At 44.3% G+C, this 19818-nt stretch carries 18 protein-coding genes; 7 read left to right on the top strand and 11 right to left on the bottom strand.

Annotated elements, in window-relative coordinates; translation table 11 throughout:
* Positions 1–99: 99 nt before the first annotated feature.
* The 3 genes from AACU28_RS18970 to AACU28_RS18960 form a co-directional block, all read right to left on the bottom strand.
* Positions 100–792 (bottom strand): YdcF family protein, encoded by a 693-nt coding sequence (locus tag AACU28_RS18970; RefSeq protein ID WP_121603433.1) that lies wholly within the window; start codon positions 790–792, stop codon positions 100–102.
* Positions 785–1639 carry an NAD(P)H-binding protein gene (locus AACU28_RS18965; RefSeq protein ID WP_061022641.1) on the bottom strand — a complete coding sequence of 285 codons (855 nt, stop codon included), beginning with the start codon at positions 1637–1639 and terminating at the stop codon, positions 785–787. Before AACU28_RS18965 ends, AACU28_RS18970 begins: the two co-directional genes overlap by 8 nt.
* 114 nt (positions 1640–1753) lie before the next feature.
* Positions 1754–1984 (bottom strand): TIGR02647 family protein, encoded by a 231-nt coding sequence (locus AACU28_RS18960; protein WP_004734587.1) that lies wholly within the window; start codon positions 1982–1984, stop codon positions 1754–1756.
* 257 nt (positions 1985–2241) lie between these two features.
* On the opposite strand from AACU28_RS18960, the gene AACU28_RS18955 reads away from it, so the two are divergent.
* Together AACU28_RS18955 and focA are read left to right on the top strand one after the other, a co-directional pair.
* Positions 2242–3549: an ATPase gene (locus AACU28_RS18955; RefSeq protein WP_121603432.1), complete on the top strand. Its 1308-nt coding sequence runs from the start codon at positions 2242–2244 to the stop codon at positions 3547–3549.
* A 363-nt stretch (positions 3550–3912) separates the two neighbouring features.
* Complete coding sequence (gene focA / locus AACU28_RS18950) at positions 3913–4755, top strand: formate transporter FocA (RefSeq protein ID WP_004734589.1); 843 nt, start codon at positions 3913–3915, stop codon at positions 4753–4755.
* A 352-nt stretch (positions 4756–5107) separates the two neighbouring features.
* Here the strand turns inward: focA and AACU28_RS18945 are convergent, their stop codons facing one another.
* Complete coding sequence (locus AACU28_RS18945; RefSeq protein ID WP_108155522.1) at positions 5108–5902, bottom strand: ABC transporter permease; 795 nt, start codon at positions 5900–5902, stop codon at positions 5108–5110.
* A 437-nt stretch (positions 5903–6339) separates the two neighbouring features.
* Here AACU28_RS18945 and torE point away from each other — a divergent pair, with 437 nt between their 5' ends.
* From torE to torA, 3 genes are read left to right on the top strand one after another with little or no spacing between them, the layout of a single operon-like run.
* On the top strand, positions 6340–6522 hold the full coding sequence (torE, locus tag AACU28_RS18940; protein ID WP_004734591.1) for a trimethylamine N-oxide reductase system protein TorE: 183 nt from the start codon (positions 6340–6342) through the stop codon (positions 6520–6522).
* A 52-nt stretch (positions 6523–6574) separates the two neighbouring features.
* On the top strand, positions 6575–7756 hold the full coding sequence (gene torC / locus AACU28_RS18935) for a pentaheme c-type cytochrome TorC (RefSeq protein WP_004734592.1): 1182 nt from the start codon (positions 6575–6577) through the stop codon (positions 7754–7756).
* Positions 7757–7780: 24 nt separating this feature from the next.
* A complete protein-coding gene (gene torA, locus AACU28_RS18930) occupies positions 7781–10243 on the top strand; it encodes a trimethylamine-N-oxide reductase TorA (RefSeq protein WP_004734593.1) in 2463 nt (820 codons plus the stop codon).
* A 412-nt stretch (positions 10244–10655) separates the two neighbouring features.
* Here torA and AACU28_RS18925 read toward each other — a convergent pair whose 3' ends face one another.
* Positions 10656–11870: a putative manganese transporter gene (locus AACU28_RS18925; protein ID WP_121603431.1), complete on the bottom strand. Its 1215-nt coding sequence runs from the start codon at positions 11868–11870 to the stop codon at positions 10656–10658.
* Between the two features lie 201 nt (positions 11871–12071).
* Here AACU28_RS18925 and AACU28_RS18920 point away from each other — a divergent pair, with 201 nt between their 5' ends.
* Positions 12072–12977 (top strand): manganese-dependent inorganic pyrophosphatase, encoded by a 906-nt coding sequence (locus AACU28_RS18920; RefSeq protein WP_065681213.1) that lies wholly within the window; start codon positions 12072–12074, stop codon positions 12975–12977.
* Positions 12978–13126: 149 nt separating this feature from the next.
* Positions 13127–13516, top strand: coding sequence for a DUF2750 domain-containing protein (locus AACU28_RS18915; RefSeq protein WP_004734596.1), 390 nt, complete (start codon positions 13127–13129; stop codon positions 13514–13516).
* Between the two features lie 229 nt (positions 13517–13745).
* Here the strand turns inward: AACU28_RS18915 and AACU28_RS18910 are convergent, their stop codons facing one another.
* The 6 genes from AACU28_RS18910 to sapA are packed head-to-tail and all read right to left on the bottom strand — an operon-like array spanning position 13746 to position 19800.
* A complete protein-coding gene (locus AACU28_RS18910) occupies positions 13746–14525 on the bottom strand; it encodes a DUF2927 domain-containing protein (RefSeq protein WP_121603430.1) in 780 nt (259 codons plus the stop codon).
* A gap of 36 nt (positions 14526–14561) precedes the next feature.
* A complete protein-coding gene (locus AACU28_RS18905; RefSeq protein ID WP_017086198.1) occupies positions 14562–15344 on the bottom strand; it encodes a peptide ABC transporter ATP-binding protein in 783 nt (260 codons plus the stop codon).
* Positions 15341–16342: a peptide ABC transporter ATP-binding protein gene (locus AACU28_RS18900; protein ID WP_017078997.1), complete on the bottom strand. Its 1002-nt coding sequence runs from the start codon at positions 16340–16342 to the stop codon at positions 15341–15343. Before AACU28_RS18900 ends, AACU28_RS18905 begins: the two co-directional genes overlap by 4 nt.
* Positions 16342–17229, bottom strand: coding sequence for a putrescine export ABC transporter permease SapC (gene sapC, locus AACU28_RS18895; RefSeq protein WP_017078998.1), 888 nt, complete (start codon positions 17227–17229; stop codon positions 16342–16344). The genes AACU28_RS18900 and sapC overlap by 1 nt, the downstream gene beginning before the upstream one ends.
* Positions 17216–18178, bottom strand: coding sequence for an ABC transporter permease (locus AACU28_RS18890; protein WP_017083273.1), 963 nt, complete (start codon positions 18176–18178; stop codon positions 17216–17218). The genes sapC and AACU28_RS18890 overlap by 14 nt, the downstream gene beginning before the upstream one ends.
* Complete coding sequence (sapA, locus tag AACU28_RS18885) at positions 18178–19800, bottom strand: ABC transporter substrate-binding protein SapA (RefSeq protein ID WP_102458020.1); 1623 nt, start codon at positions 19798–19800, stop codon at positions 18178–18180. The genes AACU28_RS18890 and sapA overlap by 1 nt, the downstream gene beginning before the upstream one ends.
* Between the last annotated feature and the right edge of the window lie 18 nt (positions 19801–19818).

Raw genomic sequence — 19818 nt, 5'->3', positions numbered from 1 at the left:
AAAAACGGTGACCAAGTGTCACCGTTTTTGTTTATTGAGCCTGTGCTTTTGCTTTATTCCAAGTCGCGCCTTTGCTTTATTCGAAGTGGAACTTTTGATTTATTCGAAGCCGAGCTGCTTCAATGCTTGATAGGCATGATCAACGTCATCGGGGATTGGCATCTCAATTTGAAAGCCTTGGGCTGGGTAGAATTTGATTCGTTCATAATCAGCAATCAATGCGCCCAACACCATGTCTAACGGCAACTCTTCGTTAAAGTAATCATCCCAATTTTGCCATTGTGAAGTCACGGTTATTTCTACACTCTCTTCAGGCCATTGTTTACTAAACGTGGCGTAGGTACGTTTCTCCATAAAGGGTTTCTGTACTAAGGTCAGTCGTTTCGGGGATAGCCCACGCTCAGTCAGCAATTTGTGGGTGAATCGTACGTTCTCCCCAGTATTGGTTGCGTGCTTCTCAACGATAATGTCAGAGTCAGGCACGCCAGCGTCTCGTGCGATAGCCGCGAATGTTTCGGCTTCTGAACGTTCAAAGCTCCCTTCTGTAAAGCGTCCCACACCGCCAGAAAATACGATATAAGGCGCCACACCTTGGTGATAGAGCTCAGCTGCGTATTCAGCAACGCGAGTATCATTACTGCACAGCACAAAGATGCAATCTGAAGGCGTAACCTTGTGACCCATAGACATGAAGTTCCAAAGGGTGTCGACCGAACGATGTAGCTTAATCCTTGAGTTATTTGTTACAGATTGCTTAGCTATGTCTTGGTTAGCTATCGATTGATTAGTCATAAAGAGCGTCCAGCGTGGAATCGAATTTAAACGAGTAACCTAAGTCGAGAATCTTTTTCGAAGATATCAGCTTGTCTGGCGTATCGACCACGAGGGGAAGCGGCTCACTGCTGTTGGCGCTTTTCAGTGCAGCGGCATAAAATTCCGCCTTACTCACCGTGTTTGGGGTCGTAACATTAACCACTTCGTTGTGCAGTTGGTTGATAGCGAAGTTGACCGCGCCAATCGCGTCGTCAAGATGAAGCATGTTGGCAGGAGCTTGAGTGCTGACCTGCTTCAATTTACTTGCAAACCTTGATGGGTGGCGGCTTGGGCCGATTAACCCACTGAAACGAAGAATGGTGTAATCGATGCCGGAATCCATCACCAGTTGTTCAGCCTTCAGCATCACGCGTGCATTGTCCGAAAATGCGGATGCTTGCTCGTTTTCTGAGGTAGAAAGAGTGAGTGAGGCGTCTTGCTCGTACAGAACTCCGGGCTTGGTTGGGTATACGGTCGTCGAACTGACCATAATGAGCTTTTTCACGTTAGCCTTCTGGCAAGCATTGGTCAGTTGTTGCCAATAGTCGGCGTACTCGACACCAGCACCTTTTCTAAAGCCGGGAGGGAAGCTACCAATGACGATCTCTGCATTATTTTCGAGTAACAGCGAATAGAGTTGGCCGATAGTATGCTCAGGCTCCGATGAGTCAAAGCTGAAAACTTCACATGGGATACGTTTGTTACCAATGGCGTCTGCACCCGCTCGGGTCGTTTTTGTGACCACCACTTGGTTACCATGTTTTTCTAGATGTTTAGATAAAGGTGCACCGACCCATCCTGCACCAACAATAAATATAGAAGCCATGTGTTCCTCACAACTGCAAGTTATGAATTTATAGTAAGCCTAACAAACCTTTACCCAAAAATGAAAAAACTCCACGGCCGAGGCGAGTGGAGTTTTTACTAGAACAATGGAGCTTTAGTTTAGTACGCGAAGTAGTTTGTCTGCGCGCTCTGCCATCTGTATACCTTCATCTGTTAGGTAACCGCCGTCTGGCTGAGTACAAAGGTTCTTTTCGAATAGGCGCTTAACAGCGTCTTGAGTTTCTTGAGCTGCCTCTTGATGAACTTTAATTCCAGTAGCGGCACTACTTACATCAAATTGAAGAAGGAGGTTTAAATCAGCAATGTTTTCAGCGTTGTACTTCATAATTAACCTATATATTCATAACGTTCTCTACCTTCACCTTAGTGCGCATTCACGGCTCAGGCAATAGCAAATAAAGAGAATTGATAAGTGATACCAAATTGATTGATTAATCATCGAGTGATGGGTTTATTTTGGTTATATTGGGTGATTTGCACCCACTTAAATCATCAGTGATGTTTATTGCTAAGTGGTTGTAATATATTGTGACTAGAAATAATTTGCATTGAGCGAATATTGTATAAAAAGGATATGCATAAGTGAGAGCGAACAAAGTAGCATTAATGATCAGTATGCTATTTGCTATCGCAGGGTGTCAGAGTACACCTTCAGAGCAGACAGACGCGAACCAAACCACAAACAACAATAACGAATCTACAATCGAGGTCCGTTCATTTCAGTCTGTCCAAAGCGTTTACTCCGAATGGGAGGCTAAGCTTGAAGACCACGCTCAGTTGTCTCTCTATGCTCCAGAGAATTACAATGAACTCTTAGACGCTTGGGACGACGCTGAAAGCATTTATGCGGATTTACTGAAAGACGAAACTCGGCTCACCAAGAGTTATTCAATTTTTTCGAGCCTGACTTACGCTGAAGCTTTTGATGAAAAAATTGCGTTGATCAAATCAAATTATGACTCGATATTAGTGCTAAAGACGAAGGCTGACCGAGTACTAGCGGATTCGATTGTACAAATGGATTACCTCAAGTTCCTTGGCGCAGATACCATGTTTACCTCTAGCTACAAACGCTTGTATTCAGAATACAGTGAGTTGTTTGAGTATGTGCTGGTCGATGAGCTTGAAGACGCTCAAGAAGCACAGGTGGAGTTTCTTAATAATGCTCGCTTATTAGAAGTTAAAGTGGCACATAAGAAATACATCGAACCATTGAAGGATGAGTTAGAGTTCTTGGAAGATGAAGATTTTGATGACGTTGCTCCACTGACGTTTGCTAAAGCAGCATCTCAAATTGCTTTGGCAGAAAGCCAAGTAAAAGCCAGTCCCCGTGAAAAGTCGATCATTGAAGATGCGGTGCACGCTGCGGAGTTTGAGTTGAACCACGTGCGCAGTGTCGCTTATGAAGTAAAAGTGCTCGCGAGTGTAAAAGGCGACAAGTTCGAACAATCGGTTTTGAATGCAGAGAATCAGTTGCTGAGCATTTCACAAGTGGTTAATGATGAAGATTACCGAGATGTTGGGTTGCGTCAGCAATCTCAGAAGATTATAGCGAGTGTGAAAGCGTTAAAAAGCTTAGATATGACAGCGTCATTAAAGTCAGAAATTGAAACTTTGACTGAACAACTCGCTAAGCTAGAGAGTGATAATCAGAAGCAGGCGCAACAATTGTCTGAGGCGACTAAGCATAGCAATCTTCTAGATGAGCAGATTACCAAGAGTGATGCGCATATTAAGAGTTTAGAAGAGCTAGTGGACAGCTTGAGAAACCTAGGTGGTAAAGTTGCCAATGAAAGTGATTCTGATGTAATCCCTTTGAGTCCAGAGTCGAATCTAGAGGGCTCTGCTTTAGAACAATCATCAGAAGAAGTGATTGAACCTTCGGTTTAGCATCACTAATTTCTGTATTTGTGATTCAGTTAAAAGCGCCTAAGGGCGCTTTTTTACGTTCTGTTGATCTATATCAAAATCTAGAGGCAACAGCGATCTGTGAGTCATTATAGTGTACGTTATTCCTTTGCTTTCTTTCGTAACTTATTGATATTTATAAGTGTGTCATTTTTTAAGTTGATAACCTTTCATTCAGCATACTTTTCTTTTTACTACTAAAGTTGTATGAATTTTGAATAACTTGGGCTATTTCCTTTCCACAAGGTTGTGGGAGGTATTTTGAGTCCCAAATAGCTCTTGAATTCAGAAATGAAAGAGAGGATTATCTCGCTCCCGACAACATGTTTCAAAATGTAAATCATCATGAATCTGAACCAATTTGACTCATTATTACCGCCACAAATGGCTGAGCGCGCTGCAGATATTGGCGTAGGTAAAGCAACCAAAGATCCAACCAAATCTTTTCTCCTAGCGATTTCAGCTGGCATACATATCGGTATTGCGTTTGTGTTCTACACAATTGTAACCACTGGTGCTGGTGATTTACCTTGGGGTATTACTCGCGTCCTAGGTGGCCTTGCATTTAGCTTGGGCTTAATCCTCGTTGTGGTTACTGGCGGTGAACTGTTTACCAGTTCGGTGCTCACTCTTGTTGCTCGCGCAAGTGGCAAGATTAGCTGGGGAACCCTAGTCAAGAACTGGGCGACCGTTTATATCGGTAACCTTATTGGTGCTTTATTGCTAGTGGCATGCATGCTTCTGACTAAACAGTACATGTTCGACCATGGGCAAGTGGGTTTGAATGCCATGGCCATCTCTCAGCACAAAATGCACCATGGTTTTATCCAAGCTATCGCGCTTGGCATCATGTGTAACGTATTGGTTTGTATCGCAGTATGGATGACGTTTAGTGGACGAACATTGACTGACAAAATTGCAGTACTGATTTTACCTGTCGCGATGTTTGTATCATCGGGCTTTGAGCACTGTATTGCGAATATGTTCCAAGTCCCTTTAGCTATCGGTATCAAAACATTTGCTCCAGCTGAATTCTGGACAATGACAGGGGCTAATCCGGCAGACTATGTTGACCTAAACATGATGGACTTTCTGATGAACAACTTGCTGCCCGTTACTATCGGTAACATCATCGGCGGCGGTATCTTTGTTGGCATGTGGTATTGGTTGATTTATTTACGCGATTGATAAAGATGGCGGATCAACAAAGCTTGCGTGACTAGCTCAGTGACAAGATTAGTTAAAGCTCAGTGAAAACATTGAACTGACTTATGACATTTACAAGACGGCCTGCATTGCAGGCCGTTTTTTATTTGTGGAAAACTTACTCGTTGATTTCTTAAATTATCATTTGAACGCTTAACAACGCAGTTCTGCACGTGTGTATATGTCTTTGAAATCACCCAAGGATCAATGGCAATGATCTTTGCTCGAGCCGAAATGGACAAAAAAGGATCTATATTGATTTGGTTATCCACAATTTCTGTGGATAACCTGTATCAAATTCAGTGAGTAACCAGATCTAAGAGGAGTCGGGAGGTTATTTTGAAGGCTGTATTTGAGCGAGAACTCTCCCTTCTTTGGTTAAAGAAGTCTTTAACGATAGGTGTAGTGCAAGCGCTAAGGAGCAGCTCATCATCACGAAAATAGCCAACATGATCATCAGTTGATACTTAATTGCGATCATTGGTGAAGCCCCCCCTAAGATTTGTCCTGTCATCATTCCTGGTAGCGTTACCAAGCCTGTGGTTGCCATTGAGGCCATAATAGGAGACATCGCTTTCTGTATAGCATTACGCACAAAAGGCGCTGCAGCATAGGAAGGAGAGGCGCCTAAAGCGATAGCCGCTTCGTACTCTGATTTCTGCGTTTCAAAAGCACCGAACAAGTTCTGCAATGCCACGATGTTACTGCTTAAGCTATTACCTAACAGCATCCCTGCAATAGGGATTAAGTACTGCGCGTTAAAAACCGGTGTTGGTTTAATGATGAATAAGCAGATAAACAAGACAATGGGTACACAGGTTACCGCTAGGCTCACAGCGACTGGGACTAACAAGAGGTTTCGCGGTAACTTGGATTTTTCAACAATCGAGCTTGCCCCAACGATAATCATCGTAAATAACCACAGTAAATTGACCCACAAGCTATTCAAAGTGAACAGGTATTCTAGGTAGAGGCCAACCAGAAATAGCTGAATAGTCATGCGAATGATGCTGATAGAAGCCTCTTTGCCAAGGCCAAGTTTTAGCTTGTGGTTGATTACAATTGGTAGCAAGAGAAGTGAACTGAAAAACAATAATTGCCACCAAGATATATCAATAACGTCTTGCATAATGCTTCCTTTTAATAAGGCTTCTATCATATCTGAAAGTGCCAAATGATGCATTTCAACTGCAAAGTCATCGATTCGAAAAACGATCAATTATTTAACAAACAAAACACAAAATAGTGGTTGTTTGAGGCTTTTTTGGCTACTACTTAGTAGGTAAAAAGTTAAAATCGGTTGTCAAATAGTTGCACGAGTGTTGGTTTTTAACATTTGTGAAATATACTTAATTCTTCACATTTGTTAATACTTTTTAATAAGTTTGTTTAACTGAAAACAAGTTTGGATGACCTCAAAAAAGTATTGATTAGCAAGGGTTATAACAGGAGATTTGATTGAACCCTACTTTGTGTATGGTCTAAAATTTGTTGTTAGATACTCAAGAACTTTAGCTCCTTAGAATGAGCTACTCGAAATTACTAAATACAAAATAGGCAAAATGTATGAGTGATGTTAATAAAATTGAAACTGGCGAAAAACGCTCGTTGGAGTGGAAGTCATTCCTCTTCATTGCAGTGGTTCTCTTTCCAATATTAAGTGTGGCTTTTGTAGGAGGCTACGGCTTTCTAGTTTGGGCACTGCAAGTGTTTGTATTAGGTCCTCCAGGTGCACACGGCGGCATGTAATGCCCTCTTGCTATCACATTTTTATTAGAACTAATTTTTAAGAGAGCTAAACATGAAATCATTTTTAGTTAAATTATGGCGCACAATGACTCGCCCAGCAGTACACATCAGTCTTGGTGTACTAACCATGGGTGGCTTTATCGCCGGTGTTATTTTCTGGGGCGGTTTTAATACAGCGCTAGAACATACAAATACAGAAGAGTTCTGTGTAAGCTGTCACACCATGCGTGACAACGTATACGTAGAACTACAAGAAACGGTTCACTGGAAAAACACTTCTGGTGTACGTGCTACTTGTCCTGACTGTCACGTTCCACATGAATGGACAGCAAAAATTGCTCGTAAGATGCAAGCATCTAAAGAAGTATTCGCTCAAGTATTTGGTGACCTAGATACGCCTGAGAAATTCGAAGCTCGTCGTATCGAACTGGCTAAACACGAATGGGATCGTTTCTCTTCGAACAAATCTCTAGAGTGTAAAAACTGCCACAACTACGATTCAATGGATTTCGAAAACATGCGCCCAACAGCGCGTATACAGATGAAGAACGCGGCAGAGCGTGATCAAAGCTGTGTTGACTGTCACAAAGGTATTGCTCACAACCTTCCATTAGATATGGCATCAGCGAGTGGTATTGTTGGCGAGCTAGAAAATGTAGCAAGCAGCACATCTTACGCAAATGGTTCTGACGTGATCTCTATTCGTCACCTACCAATGTACACAGATGAAACAGCAACAGTTGAAGCGGGTCTACTAAGCCCTGCAAGTAAAGTTGCGGTTATCGACGAAAAAGGCGACATGATCAAGATTCAAATCGACGGTTGGCGTAAAGCGAAAGGCTTCGGACGTGTAATCCAAGAAGACTTCGGTATGAACATCTCGACTGCAATCTTGACGAAAGAAGTATCTCAAAGTGACGTTATCACTGTTGGTGAGAAGAAAGAAGATGAGCTTACAGGCCTTCCATGGGAAGAAGTTAACCTAGCACTTTGGATGAAGAAAGAGTCTATGGTTGATAACTTCGATCCAATCTGGAACGCAGCAGGTCAAGCGTACCAATCTAACTGTTCAACGTGTCACTCACAGCCAGATGAAGCTCACTTCAGCGCTAACGGTTGGGTAGGCATGCTAGATGGTATGATTGCGTTCGTTAACTTCGATACAGATACAGAAGCACTTGTTCTTAAGTATCTACAGAAGCACTCATCAGATTTTTCTGAAGGCCATCACTAATAAGACGTCAATTGGAGTAACACAATGGCAATTACAAGAAGAAGTTTTCTGAAAGGTGTCGCTACTACAAGTGCGGCATCGGTTATCGGTCCAAGCTTATTGGCGTCGGCATCAGCGTCTGCTGCAGAAACAGACGGCGCGTGGAAAGTCTCTGGTTCTCACTGGGGTGCATTCCGAGCTCGCGTTTACGCGGGTAAAGTGCAAGAAATTAAACCTCTAGAAATCGATCAACACCCAACTGAGATGTTGAAAGGTATTAAAGGTATTATCTACAGCCCATCACGTGTGCGTTACCCTATGGTTCGCCTAGATTGGTTGAAGAAGCATAAATACAGCGCGGACACGCGTGGTAACAACCGCTTTATTCGTGTGACTTGGGATGAGGCACTAGACCTTGTTTACCGCGAACTAGAGCGCGTACAGAAAGATTACGGTCCATGGGCACTTCACACAGGTCAAACTGGTTGGAGACAAACGGGTCAGTTCCACAGCTGTACTAACCACATGCAACGTGCAATGGCACTTCACGGTTACTCTGTGAAGAAAATCGGTGACTACTCAACAGGTGCTGGTCAAACGATCATGCCTTACGTGCTAGGTTCGACTGAAGTTTACGCACAAGGTACATCTTGGGAACTTATCCTAGAAAACAGTGACAACATTGTTCTTTGGGGTAACGATCCAGTTAAAAACCTTCAAGTAGGTTGGACATGTGAGACTCACGAGTCGTTCGCATACCTAGAACAGCTTAAAGAGAAAGTTGCTAAGAAAGAGATCAACGTTGTTTCTGTTGACCCTGTTCAAAACAAAACAGGCCGTTACCTAGAAAACGAGCAGATGTACATCAACCCACAAACTGATGTGGCGTTCATGCTTGGTGTTGCTCACGTTCTTTACAACGAAGGCCTATACGACAAGAAGTTCATCGAAACTTACTGTCTAGGTTTTGAAGACTTCATCAAGTACGTTCAAGGTGAAACGAAAGATAAAGTTGAGAAGACACCAGAGTGGGCTTCGGCTATCTGTGGCGCAAGCGCGGACTCTATCCGTGAATTCGCTAAGATGCTGGTTAACGGTCGTACGCAGATTCTTGTTGGTTGGAGTATCCAACGTCAAGAGCACGGTGAACAGCCTTACTGGATGTGTGCAGTTATCGCAGCAATGGTTGGCCAAATTGGTCTTCCGGGCGGTGGTATCTCTTACGGTCACCATTACTCAGGTATCGGTGTATCTTCAACTGGTTTCGCTGCTCCGGGTTCTTTCCCGTTGAACATCGACCAAGGTCAATCACCTAAACACACGAATACAGATTACAACGGTTACAGCCGCGTAATTCCAGTAGCTCGTTGGGTTGATAGCTTGCTTGAACCAGGTAAGAAGATCAAAGCGAACGGTTCTACTGTAACGCTACCAGACATTAAGATGATGGTATTCAGTGGTAACAACCCGTGGCACCACCACCAAGATCGCAACAAGATGCGTAAAGCATTCAAGAGTCTACAAACTGTAGTGGCTGTTGATTTCGCTTGGACTGCAACTTGTCGTCACTCTGATATCGTGCTTCCAGCATGTACTCAGTGGGAACGTAACGATATTGATGGCTACGGCGCGTACTCTGGCCGTGGTTTGATCGCGATGCACAAACTAGTGGATCCTCTGTTCCAGTCTAAAACTGACTTCGAGATCATGTCTAGCCTAACTAAGCGTTGGGGCCGTTACGACGATTACACGCGTGGTATGGACGAAATGCAGTGGGTTAAATCTCTGTATGACGAATGTCGCGCGGAAAACGAAGGCAAGTTCGAAATGCCTGAGTTTGCTGAGTTCTGGGAAAAAGGTTTCCTAGACTTCGGTAAAGGTAAGCCATGGACTCGTCACGCTTCATTCCGTGAAGATCCAGAGATCAACGCACTAGGTACTCCTTCTGGTTTCATCGAAATCACAAGCCGTACTGTTGGCAACATGGGTTACGAGCACTGTCAAGAACACCCAATGTGGTTCGAGAAATCTGAACGTTCACATGGTGGTCCAGGCTCTGACAAACACCCGTACTGGCTACAATCTTGTCACCCAGACAAGCGTCTTCACTCTCAGATGTGTGAATCTGAAGAGTGGCGTGCGACTTACGCGGTACAAGGCCGTGAGCCTATCTACATCAACCCAGTCGATGCTAAGAAGAAAGGCATCAAAGATGGCGATGTAGTACGTGTGTTCAACGACCGTGGTCAACTACTAGCAGGTGCTGTTCTAATGGATAGCTACGCTCCTGGTGTTGTTCGTATCGAAGAAGGTGCTTGGTACGGCCCGATCAACGAGAAAGTGGGTGCGCTAGATACATACGGCGATCCAAACACACTAACTCAAGACATCGGTACGTCTGAACTTGCTCAAGCAACGTCAGCAAACACATGTTTGGTTAACTTCGAGAAGTTCCAAGGCAAACTGCCTCCAGTAACTTCATTCGGTGGTCCAATCGAAGTTTCTTAAGTCTTGTACTTAAGAACCAAGACTAAAGCTTGAATTAAAGCCCCTGTAAGTACTCTTACAGGGGCTTTTTGTTTTTCTAGTGTACGTGTTGGGATTTCTAACTAAGCATTGTAACAGCGCCAGAGGGGCGTTTTTGAGACCAGCTGTAACGTGCTGTTTGAGGTAGGCTGTAGAAACATAAAGTATTAGCATGAAGCCGGAAGGGAATGCACAAAGAACCTGTTGTAAGGGCTTAGGCAGATGGAAACAAAAAGGTCGATACAAAGTACCGACCTAATAGAAACCTATGGAGTAAAGCTAAAACCTTGAAGATAAACCTGAGCCTTGAATAAAAGCTTAAGCCTCGGATATAAACTAAAGCTTCAATTGTAAACCTAAGCTTCAATTATAAACCTAAGCTTCGAACGTAAGCCTAAAGCTCGAACATAAACCAGTAACCGTATGCACAAATCAAAGCGGGAACACTGGAATACAAGGTTGCGACAAGAGCGGCTTTCGGTGCCATCGCAATCGCAGGGAATAGCGCATCACCGTCATTAGAAATTGCGTTACCTACCTGAGCTGACAGTGGCAGTGCACCAGAAAGGTATAGGCTAGTGACCAGCAATTGCGGACCACACCCCGGTAGCAAGCCCATCAACACTCCCGCCAGGGGGAGCATCATGCCCCAGCTTGAGAATAGCGTCGCAAAATCGACATTTGCTATCACAGAGCCAAATTCGAAGAAAAGAAAAGCAACCACCACCCATGCAGTGACGAAGTTAGTATCTTGAGCCGTTTTTTGTAGTGGATGAGAGCCTACACATTTCTCGTCTTCACTGACGGCTGATTTGTAATCTTCAATTTCACGGGTGAGACCCCATAGAAACATCGAGCTAATCAGCAAAATAGTGCCTGCCCATTCCATCGACATTTCGGGCAAAGCGAGCAACTCGTTCACATCCACTTGAAAAGAGCCAAGTAGGGCCACCGCAGCACCTGGAATAATGAGTACAGACCATAGATAGCCTTGCAGGTTGATCGCTTTTTTCGATACTGCTTCTTTGTCTTGAGATTGAGAAGCACAGTTGTTCACCGCTTCATTTTTCTCTGCTTTTTTTGGGCGTAAGAAGTCGTCTGCGTGAAACAAGTTAATGATTCGACCTGACGCAGTTCCGACAATCACGCCCATCGCCATCATGGCTAAACCAGTCTTGGGTTCACTTGCAATGAGCAGGAAGGCCGCATCACCCATGGTTGAGACGAGCACAGCAACAACTGCGCCGAATCCGAGCTTGCCCGAGATAAATTGTGTGGTCACCACGATCGCACCGCCACAGCCGGGTAGCGCCCCCATAAGTGCAGCGAATACAACTTGGTTTGAACGGGATTGATGGACGAGCTTGTTGAAGACGTTATCTTTGTTGATGTACAGGCTTAACCCGTGGTAAATCGCTAAGGTCAAAGCAACATAACAAGACACGGCCCAAAAGGCGTCTGACAAGGTAGAGACCGTCAATTCTCGCGTGGCAGGCGCCATAACTAAAGCTGCAAGTGAGATAGGTAAAAGCAGGCGCTTAAATGACAGTGAAAACTGAGTTGTTTTCGCAGCGCTACTGCTTGGCAAAAAAGAGATTAGTCGATCCATAGGTGTTACTCAAAATTAGTGGCTTAAGATAAATATATACGAATGATAATAATTATCAATTGCATTTGTTGTTTTTTTATCTATTGTTACCATTGGCTAAACCTACGAAACATGACCAACCTGAAAAAATGAGGTAAAGTATGGCTAATAAAGAGAGGCTCTAAAGGTAGAGTCATAATTGTTAGTGTAATAGGAAGAAACATGATTTTAGTTGTTGGTCACAAAAACCCTGATAGTGACAGTATTTGTAGTGCGTTAGTTGCAACAGAGCTTCTTAAAGCTCGTGGCGAGGAAGCGACACCAATTCGCCAAGGCGAGATCAACCGCGAAACTCAACACATTCTAGAAGTCGCTGGTGCTGAAAAGCCAGAACTTCGTACTTCTGTTGCTGGTGAAAAAATCTGGCTAGTAGACTACTCAGATCTAGCACAAGCACCGGACGATGTTGCTGAAGCTGAGATCGTAGGTATTGTCGATCACCACCGTTTAGGTGACGCGATGACAGTTAACCCTATGGAAGCTTGGATCTGGCCTGTTGGTTGTACAAATACTGTACTTTTCAACATGTTCAAGATTGAAGGTCACTCTATCTCTCAACAAATAGCTAAACTGATGATGTCTGCAATTCTTTCAGACACGGTTGGTTTTGCTTCTCCAACGTGTACTCAAAAAGACAAAGACGCGGTTGCTGAGCTTGCTGAAATCGCTGGCGTGACTGACGTTGATGCATTCATCAAAGCGCTTCTAATCGCTAAGACAAACATCGAAGGCCTATCTGCTGCACAACTAGTAGAAAAAGACCTTAAAGGCTACCCATTCAACGGTCGTGATGTTGTTGTTGGTCAAGTTGAGCTTGCGACTCTTGACCAAGTAGATGGCATGATTGAAGCGTTAGAAGCGGATCTTGAAGAACGTTGTGAGAAAGACGGCCTAGCATTTGCTGCGGTAATGCTAACAGACATCACTACTGCGCAAACTCACCTTCTATACAAAGGCGAGTGGGCTGATAAACTGGTTAAGCACGAGAAAGACGGCGTATTAATGATGGAAAATACATTAAGCCGTAAGAAGCAAGGCTGGCCTTGGTTACAGGGTGAGCTTGTTTAATCAAGTCGCTTAATTATAAACGCCTGCTAATTTAGCAGGCGTTTTTCTTTGAAGTGGATTTTCTTCTTCATCGAAAATGTTTGAAGTTAAAAGCTCTCGGCATTAAATAGCTTTAAGAGCAAAGTTACTGACTAAAGTAGGAAATTAAGATGACTACACAGCTAGACGATAAAAAAATCGCTGAAATCAATAAGTATACGGGTGAGCAACGCCTAAAGTACTGTGTGAAAGAAATCGTAGCGAACCGTGAAGTATGGATCTTAACCGATGAACACGGTTGTGTAATGCTTAACACAGAAGATGAAGACTGTGTTCCAGTATGGCCAAATCAAGAGTTTGCTGAATCTTGGGCTACGGGTGATTGGTCTGAGTGTAAAGCTGAGTCTATCTCGTTGAACAAATGGCACAGCCGTTGGACTAATGGTCTAGAAGACGATGAGCTTGCAGTGGTTGTGTTCCCGAACGAACAGGAAGAAGGTGTTATCTTGTTCCCGGATGAGTTCGATTTCGAATTGAAAAAGCAGGCTGCTAAGCGCTAATGCTTTCGTAACATGGTTACATCGTTATATCGTTACATGGTAAGTCAGCGTTGCCTTTTCTTAGGCAGCGCTATCATTCTATTTTCCCATCTAAGCTGTTCAGAAAAACAAAGTAACGTCCCTGTCTATTTCTGGTAGTACTCAATTCTTCCGTTAGCCCTCAATATTCCTGTTCGTGGCTAGTTATTCCGTTAGTATTCAATATTTCTGTGTGCAGTCAGTTATTCCATTAGTACCCAATTAACTGATACAACGGTGCTTGCTGCGCTGCTTTTGAAGCTTGTTGGAGCATGCCAGTTTCGCTGTATTGCTTTAGTATCTTTCGGACAATTGGTTTTGCTTGTGCTTTTGTCATTCCAACTTTCAATTCAGGCTCATACAGTAGCTTTAGTAGCACCACATCTAAGGGGGATAATAAGTCTTCTGGCGTATGGTCATTAAAAATAGAAGGGTAGGCTTTATCTGAATCATTCGGCAGGCCTAAAACCTGTGTGATTTCTTCCACGATACAGGCGACGAGCTTACCTCGCGATCTTGCTTGATCAACGGGAATAACAATCCCAGCGTAAACAATCTCACCTTTAGAATTTGTTCGATAACCCGCCGTGCAAATAGCGTTGTTTAAATGCTCAGTTGATTTGAGTTTGAGTACTGATTTCGCCTCAGATACCCACTGACTTTGCCTCGTGTATATCCATTTTACGTTCGCTTCAGACTCTTTGTTGACGATTGTTATCGTGTGCTGAGTGACTTCGGATAAGTGTCGGATATGAAGCTCTGTGAGCTCTTGATGCAGTTCTTCATCACCCACTCGATGATCGATCCAAATCTTGATCGGTTGTTTCCATTTGGCGAGTGGCTTGTTGCCTTGGGAATATTCGTGTTGAAGTGCGACGTTATAAAAGGCAGTTTCGACGAAGCTTCTATCTAACCAAGTGAGCGGTGTGCTTGCTGCGTTAAAGGAAAACAGCGCCAACAAAAGGGGAAGCATTGAAGCTCTTAATAACATACCTTTCCCCTTTGTTGAACGTAGCGTGATTCGAGATTAGTGGTTAGGCGCTTTGGAGAAATGGCTCTCAACCAATCTTTGGGTGATTTGGTGAGTTGGATTGGTTAACACTTGATCCGTTTCCCCACTCTCAACCACATTACCTTCGTGCATGACGATGATTTTGTCGGTAATGTGTTTAACAATACCAAGGTGTTGAGATACATAAACGAACGATACGCCCATCTCTTCTTGTAACTCTAAGAACAGGTTGATGATTTGCGAGCGCATTGCCATGTCTAAACCATTCAACGCTTCGTCTGCAACAATGATTGATGGTTGAAGGATTAAGGCGCGCGCCAAACATACCCTTTGTTTTTGGCCTGCAGCCAGCATCTGCGGGTAGAAGTAAGCATGTTCCGGTAGAAGGCCCACACGTAACAGGGTGTCTTTCACACGACGCATACGGGCTTCTGGTGGCATATTGGTGTTTCGCTTTAATGGACCTTCAAGAATTCGACCAATCTGAATGCGCGGGTTAAGCGAGGTGTTCGGATCTTGGAAGATCATTCGAATCAGCTTACAGCGAGTCGAGTAGTCCTTGTGCTCTAGCCTTTCACCGTTCACACGAATCTCGCCTGCAGTTGGCTCTACCATGCCTGCTAGCATTCTTGCTAATGTCGACTTTCCTGAACCATTCTGACCGATAAAACCAATCGTCTGTCCCGCCTCAAGCGAAAAGCTTACTGGTTTCACTGCCTGATGAATCTTTTTACGGAAAAGACCAGAGCGAGTCGTAAAGTCTTTAGATAAATCAATGACTTCTAATAATGCACTCATGATTTCTTTTTCTTCTCCATATTAAGAGGGAAGTGACAATTGAACTTATGGTTTTTGATTCGTTTGGTATAAGGAATCTCAACACATTGCCTTTGCGCATACGGGCAACGTGGTCCTAGTCGACAACCAATAGGAAGGTGCTGCAACGGAGGGATTGAACCTGGCAAAGACTGTAGCTTCTCTTTATGAGGAATCCAGTCGTTAAAGTCAGGCATCGCTTTCAGTAGCGCGACGGTATATGGGTGTTTCGGTGCATCTAACAGCTTCTGCGTATCCGCTGATTCCACAGACTGACCACAGTACATAACGGTAATGCGAGTTGCCCATTGGGTAATGGTGGTTAAGTCATGGCCGATCAGCACGATGGTCGTGTTATTGATCTGATTCATACGACTCAACAGACGCAATATTTGAGATTGTGTGATCGGATCTAGATCGTTGGTTGGTTCATCAGCGATCAAGACTTTTGGTTTGGCTGCGATAGCCATGGCGATCATGACTTTTTGACACTCACCATCGGTCAACTCATAAGAGTAACTGTCCATAAGACGAGAGTGATCTTTAATACCGACTTTGTGCAGTAGAGCGATGGCCTGCTTCTTACGCCATTTGAATCTCTGCCACCACCGACCTTCAAACGAATAGGAAGGAATCGCTTCAATCAGTTGATGACCCACTTTTTCAGATGGGTCAAGGCAGGAGGATGGCTCTTGAAAGATCATCGCGATATCACGAGCAATAACTCGGCGTCGTTCTTTGGGTGTCAGTTGCAGGAGGTCGATATTGCCAAGGCGCATTCGGTCGGCAGAAACCTTCCAGTTTTCTTTACATACTCCGACGATCGCTTTTGCAACTAAGCTCTTGCCTGAGCCTGATTCACCTACTAAGCCGCGAATTTCCCCTTCATTGAGGGTAAGACTCATTCTATCAACGGCTTTAACCATCCCTTGAGGGGTCTCAATCTCGATGGTTAGATGTCGAATATCAAGTAAAGGCATTATTCGATTCCTGCATTTAGCGCTTGGCGAACACCTTCACCGACGAGGTTAATCACGATCACTGTAAACATAATGGCTAAACCGGGTAGGGTTACTGTCCATGGTGCGAGGTAAATCAGCTCTACAGAGTCACCCAAGATTGAGCCCCATTCGGTACTTGGTGCTTGAGCGCCAAGCCCTAAGAAACCCAAAGCCGTGATATCAAGAATGGCGACTGACAATGCCAGCGTAATTTCAAGTGCCACAACGGTAAGAATATTAGGAAGGATTGAATTCCATAACAGGTAGAAGTCGTTCGCACCATCGAGGCGAGAAGCCAAAATATAGTCTTTTTCTACTTCAGCGTGCACGGCAATGTATACCGAACGAATAAAGCGTGGAATCAATGCTAAACATAAGGCAAGCAAGATATTAAACTCGCCAAAACCAAGAAACGCCACGAAGATAATGGCCAGTAACAGAGACGGAATCGACATAACGGTATCAAGCAGGTGGTTTAGCGTGCTTGATAGTAATCCACGAGTCATCCCCGCAAGTACACCAATCAGGCAACCAATGACTGCTGCGATAAAGGTAATCACAACCGCGGCACCAAACGTCAGCTGAGAGCCGATAATCAGACGAGAAAGAATATCTCGGCCTAAGTCATCGGTACCTAAGAAATACTCAACTGTTCCTGAGGGATCCCAAGAGGGTGGGGTTAACAGATGTCCCGTTTGTTCTTGAGCATCATGCGGAGCTAGCCATGGTGAAGTGACGGTGATTAGAATGATCAAGGCCAAACACCACAGTCCAAACATAGCGAGATTATTGCCACGGAAGCTGCGCCAGAAACGCTCGAACTGGGTTGGAATCTGCTCTTCTTGGTAGACGTTATTTGTTAGCATACCATTCCTTCCTTACCAGTGGATTGACCATCGCGCCTAATAGATCGGACAGAATGTTTGCGGTCAAAACCAAGGTTGCTACCACTATTACGCCAGCTTGAATTGAAACGTAATCTTGATTAGATAAAGCATCCAATAACCAGCGGCCAATACCCGGCCAGTTAAAGATAGACTCGGTAATAATCGCGAGCGTTAACATACTTGATAGTTGAACGCCGACCTTAGGAATAATCGGTGGTATCGCATTTCTTAACACGTGCTGCGTGACGATCTCTCTTGTTGAAAGACCTTTAATTCGTGCGGCGCGGATGTAGTTTTGAGTCATTACTTCAGCCACTGACGCTCTCATCAGTCGAATTACCTGAGTCGTTGGGGCGAGTGCCAATACAAGACAAGGTAACGCCATATGTTCGATAACACTTTGCAGTGCGTGTGCTCGATAACGACCTTCAGCAAAAAAGGCATCAATCATAGCGAAGCCAGTGACGTGTTCGATTTCGTAAAGCAGGTCGTATCGCCCACCAACTGGGAACATCTCAAAGTGCAACGAAAACACCATGATCATCAGTAGTGCGACCCAAAATATAGGTGCAGAGTAACCGGCCATTGAAGTAAACGATATGGTGGTATCGACAAACTTGCCCTGTCTCATGCCAGCAATCGTGCCGAAAGGGATACCGATAAACAGCGCAAGCACAAAAGCAAAGAAACACAGTTCTAACGTTGCAGGGAATACCACGACAAGCTCATCGATGATAGGCGCTCCGTGCTTGCTCAAGCCAAAGTTCAGCGTCGATAATTCTGTGATGTAGCTAAGCCAACCGGGCCAAAAGTCTTGAATCGCCCAAGGTGAGGTTTGGTCTAGTCGAAGCAGAGCGAACCCCACTAACGTCAGGATCCCCAGTGTGATAATGAATAAGTTTACACGTCTTAATGTATACCAAAACATCACTGCACCTCTCTTCTGACTTGATCAAAAGGTTGAGCATTGAACGGGCTCTGCTTAAAGCCACTTAGCGAACGATCGTGCACGCGGAATTGCACGCCATGAGCGAGAGGAATCACAGGAACTTCTTCATTGAGAATGTTTTGGGCTTGTCGATACAAGTTCACACGGTGCCTTTGTTGATTGATCTCTAATGCTAAGTCGAGAAGGAAATCAAAGTCTGAATTACACCACATAGAGACGTTTAATCCTGCGCGCTCTGAGCTACATGAAAGAAGCGGACGTAAGAAATTGTCTGGGTCGCCCGTATTGCCGATCCAACCTGTGAGCAACAAGTCTGTTGAGGAAATTGATGACAGCTGCGTACGATCAAATCGGTCGTCGGTATAGAGCTTAAGTTCGATACCAATATCAGCTAAATTTGCTTGGATTAATTCTGCTGTTTTTCTTGGGCTTGGGTTGTAAGCTCTTGGCTCTAATGGCACCCACATTGAAAGCTCTAATCCCGGTTCTACCCCGGCTTCTTTAAGAAGCGCGACCGCGTAGTTTCGGTCGTAGCGAACTTGAACGCTGTCTTTTTGATAAGCCCAAGAAGTAGGGGGAAGCAAGGTGTAGGCTTTTGTACCCGTACCGTAGTACACAGAATCAAGAATGTTCTGACGATTAATAGCCAAGTTCAGCGCTTTGCGCACTCGTGAGTCACGCAGTGCTGGGTGCTCGGTGTTCAGCGCGATGAAAGAGACATTAACCGCAGGCGTGGCGGAAATCTTCAACTCTTCATGAGCTTGAATAATAGGAATCTGACTAGAAATCGGTGAGTTCAATACATCACACTCACTACGAAGTAGCTTGGCAAGAGTCCCTGTCCCACGTTGTGAAGTATCAAACACAACTTGGTCCATTTCTACGTTACCCTTCCAATAGTGCTTGTTCTTTTTCAAGCGAACTAGATCATTGATTTGGTATTCGTCCAAGTAGAAAGGGCCTGTGCCAACGGGCTTGGAGTCTATTTCATTCTTTTCATCCGTAGCAATGAGTTTATTGGCATATTCTTTAGAATGAATGACCGCATAGCTGGTGGCGATATTGTTGAGGAATGAATTGTCTGGGCGACTTAATTGGAATTTCACCGTCAGGTCATCAACCGCAGTGATATCGACGATCAGGTTTTGGAAGTCGATACCGGCAAACCATGGGTATAGGCCGCCGCCTACATAATGAAATGGGTTTGAACTGTCAATGATTCGCTCAAAACTAAAGACCACATCTTGTGCATTCATACTGCGAGTTGGGGTAAACCAATCTGTGGTTTGAAACGCAACATTAGGGCGCAGTTTGAACGTGTACTCTGTACCCGATTCATCGACAGACCAGCTTGTTGCCAAGTTCTGTTTTGGTCGATAAGTCATTGGATCAAGAGTGAGCAGTGTATCGAAAATTTGAGGGCTCAGCGATTCTGAGGTAATGCCACTATCAACCAGTTGTGGGTTGAAAGTACTAGGATTACCTTGGCCGCAATAAATGAAGCCTTTTTCACGGATTTGCTCGTGATTCACACTCTCACCACATCCAGCTAAAAAGCTCAGCGTGCAGATGCTCAGTGATAGTCTTATTAGTGCTTTCATAAAAAGAAATACTTTTCG

This window comes from Vibrio sp. SBT000027 (assembly GCF_963894355.1).
Taxonomy (GTDB): Bacteria; Pseudomonadota; Gammaproteobacteria; order Enterobacterales; family Vibrionaceae; genus Vibrio; species Vibrio splendidus.
The sequence above is the reverse complement of the archived record's forward strand: the minus strand, read 5'-3'. Positions and strand labels throughout refer to the sequence as shown.

Excerpts from the sequence above, each read along its gene's own strand:
- AACU28_RS18970 (WP_121603433.1), bottom strand. The coding sequence starts at position 792 with ATGACTAATCAATCGATAGCTAACCAAGACATAGCTAAGCAATCTGTA.
- AACU28_RS18965 (WP_061022641.1), bottom strand. The coding sequence starts at position 1,639 with ATGGCTTCTATATTTATTGTTGGTGCAGGATGGGTCGGTGCACCTTTA.
- AACU28_RS18960 (WP_004734587.1), bottom strand. The coding sequence starts at position 1,984 with ATGAAGTACAACGCTGAAAACATTGCTGATTTAAACCTCCTTCTTCAA.
- focA (WP_004734589.1), top strand. The coding sequence starts at position 3,913 with ATGAATCTGAACCAATTTGACTCATTATTACCGCCACAAATGGCTGAG.
- AACU28_RS18945 (WP_108155522.1), bottom strand. The coding sequence starts at position 5,902 with ATGCAAGACGTTATTGATATATCTTGGTGGCAATTATTGTTTTTCAGT.
- torE (WP_004734591.1), top strand. The coding sequence starts at position 6,340 with ATGAGTGATGTTAATAAAATTGAAACTGGCGAAAAACGCTCGTTGGAG.
- torC (WP_004734592.1), top strand. The coding sequence starts at position 6,575 with ATGAAATCATTTTTAGTTAAATTATGGCGCACAATGACTCGCCCAGCA.
- torA (WP_004734593.1), top strand. The coding sequence starts at position 7,781 with ATGGCAATTACAAGAAGAAGTTTTCTGAAAGGTGTCGCTACTACAAGT.
- AACU28_RS18925 (WP_121603431.1), bottom strand. The coding sequence starts at position 11,870 with ATGGATCGACTAATCTCTTTTTTGCCAAGCAGTAGCGCTGCGAAAACA.
- AACU28_RS18920 (WP_065681213.1), top strand. The coding sequence starts at position 12,072 with ATGATTTTAGTTGTTGGTCACAAAAACCCTGATAGTGACAGTATTTGT.
- AACU28_RS18915 (WP_004734596.1), top strand. The coding sequence starts at position 13,127 with ATGACTACACAGCTAGACGATAAAAAAATCGCTGAAATCAATAAGTAT.
- AACU28_RS18910 (WP_121603430.1), bottom strand. The coding sequence starts at position 14,525 with ATGTTATTAAGAGCTTCAATGCTTCCCCTTTTGTTGGCGCTGTTTTCC.
- AACU28_RS18905 (WP_017086198.1), bottom strand. The coding sequence starts at position 15,344 with ATGAGTGCATTATTAGAAGTCATTGATTTATCTAAAGACTTTACGACT.
- AACU28_RS18900 (WP_017078997.1), bottom strand. The coding sequence starts at position 16,342 with ATGCCTTTACTTGATATTCGACATCTAACCATCGAGATTGAGACCCCT.
- sapC (WP_017078998.1), bottom strand. The coding sequence starts at position 17,229 with ATGCTAACAAATAACGTCTACCAAGAAGAGCAGATTCCAACCCAGTTC.
- AACU28_RS18890 (WP_017083273.1), bottom strand. The coding sequence starts at position 18,178 with ATGTTTTGGTATACATTAAGACGTGTAAACTTATTCATTATCACACTG.
- sapA (WP_102458020.1), bottom strand. The coding sequence starts at position 19,800 with ATGAAAGCACTAATAAGACTATCACTGAGCATCTGCACGCTGAGCTTT.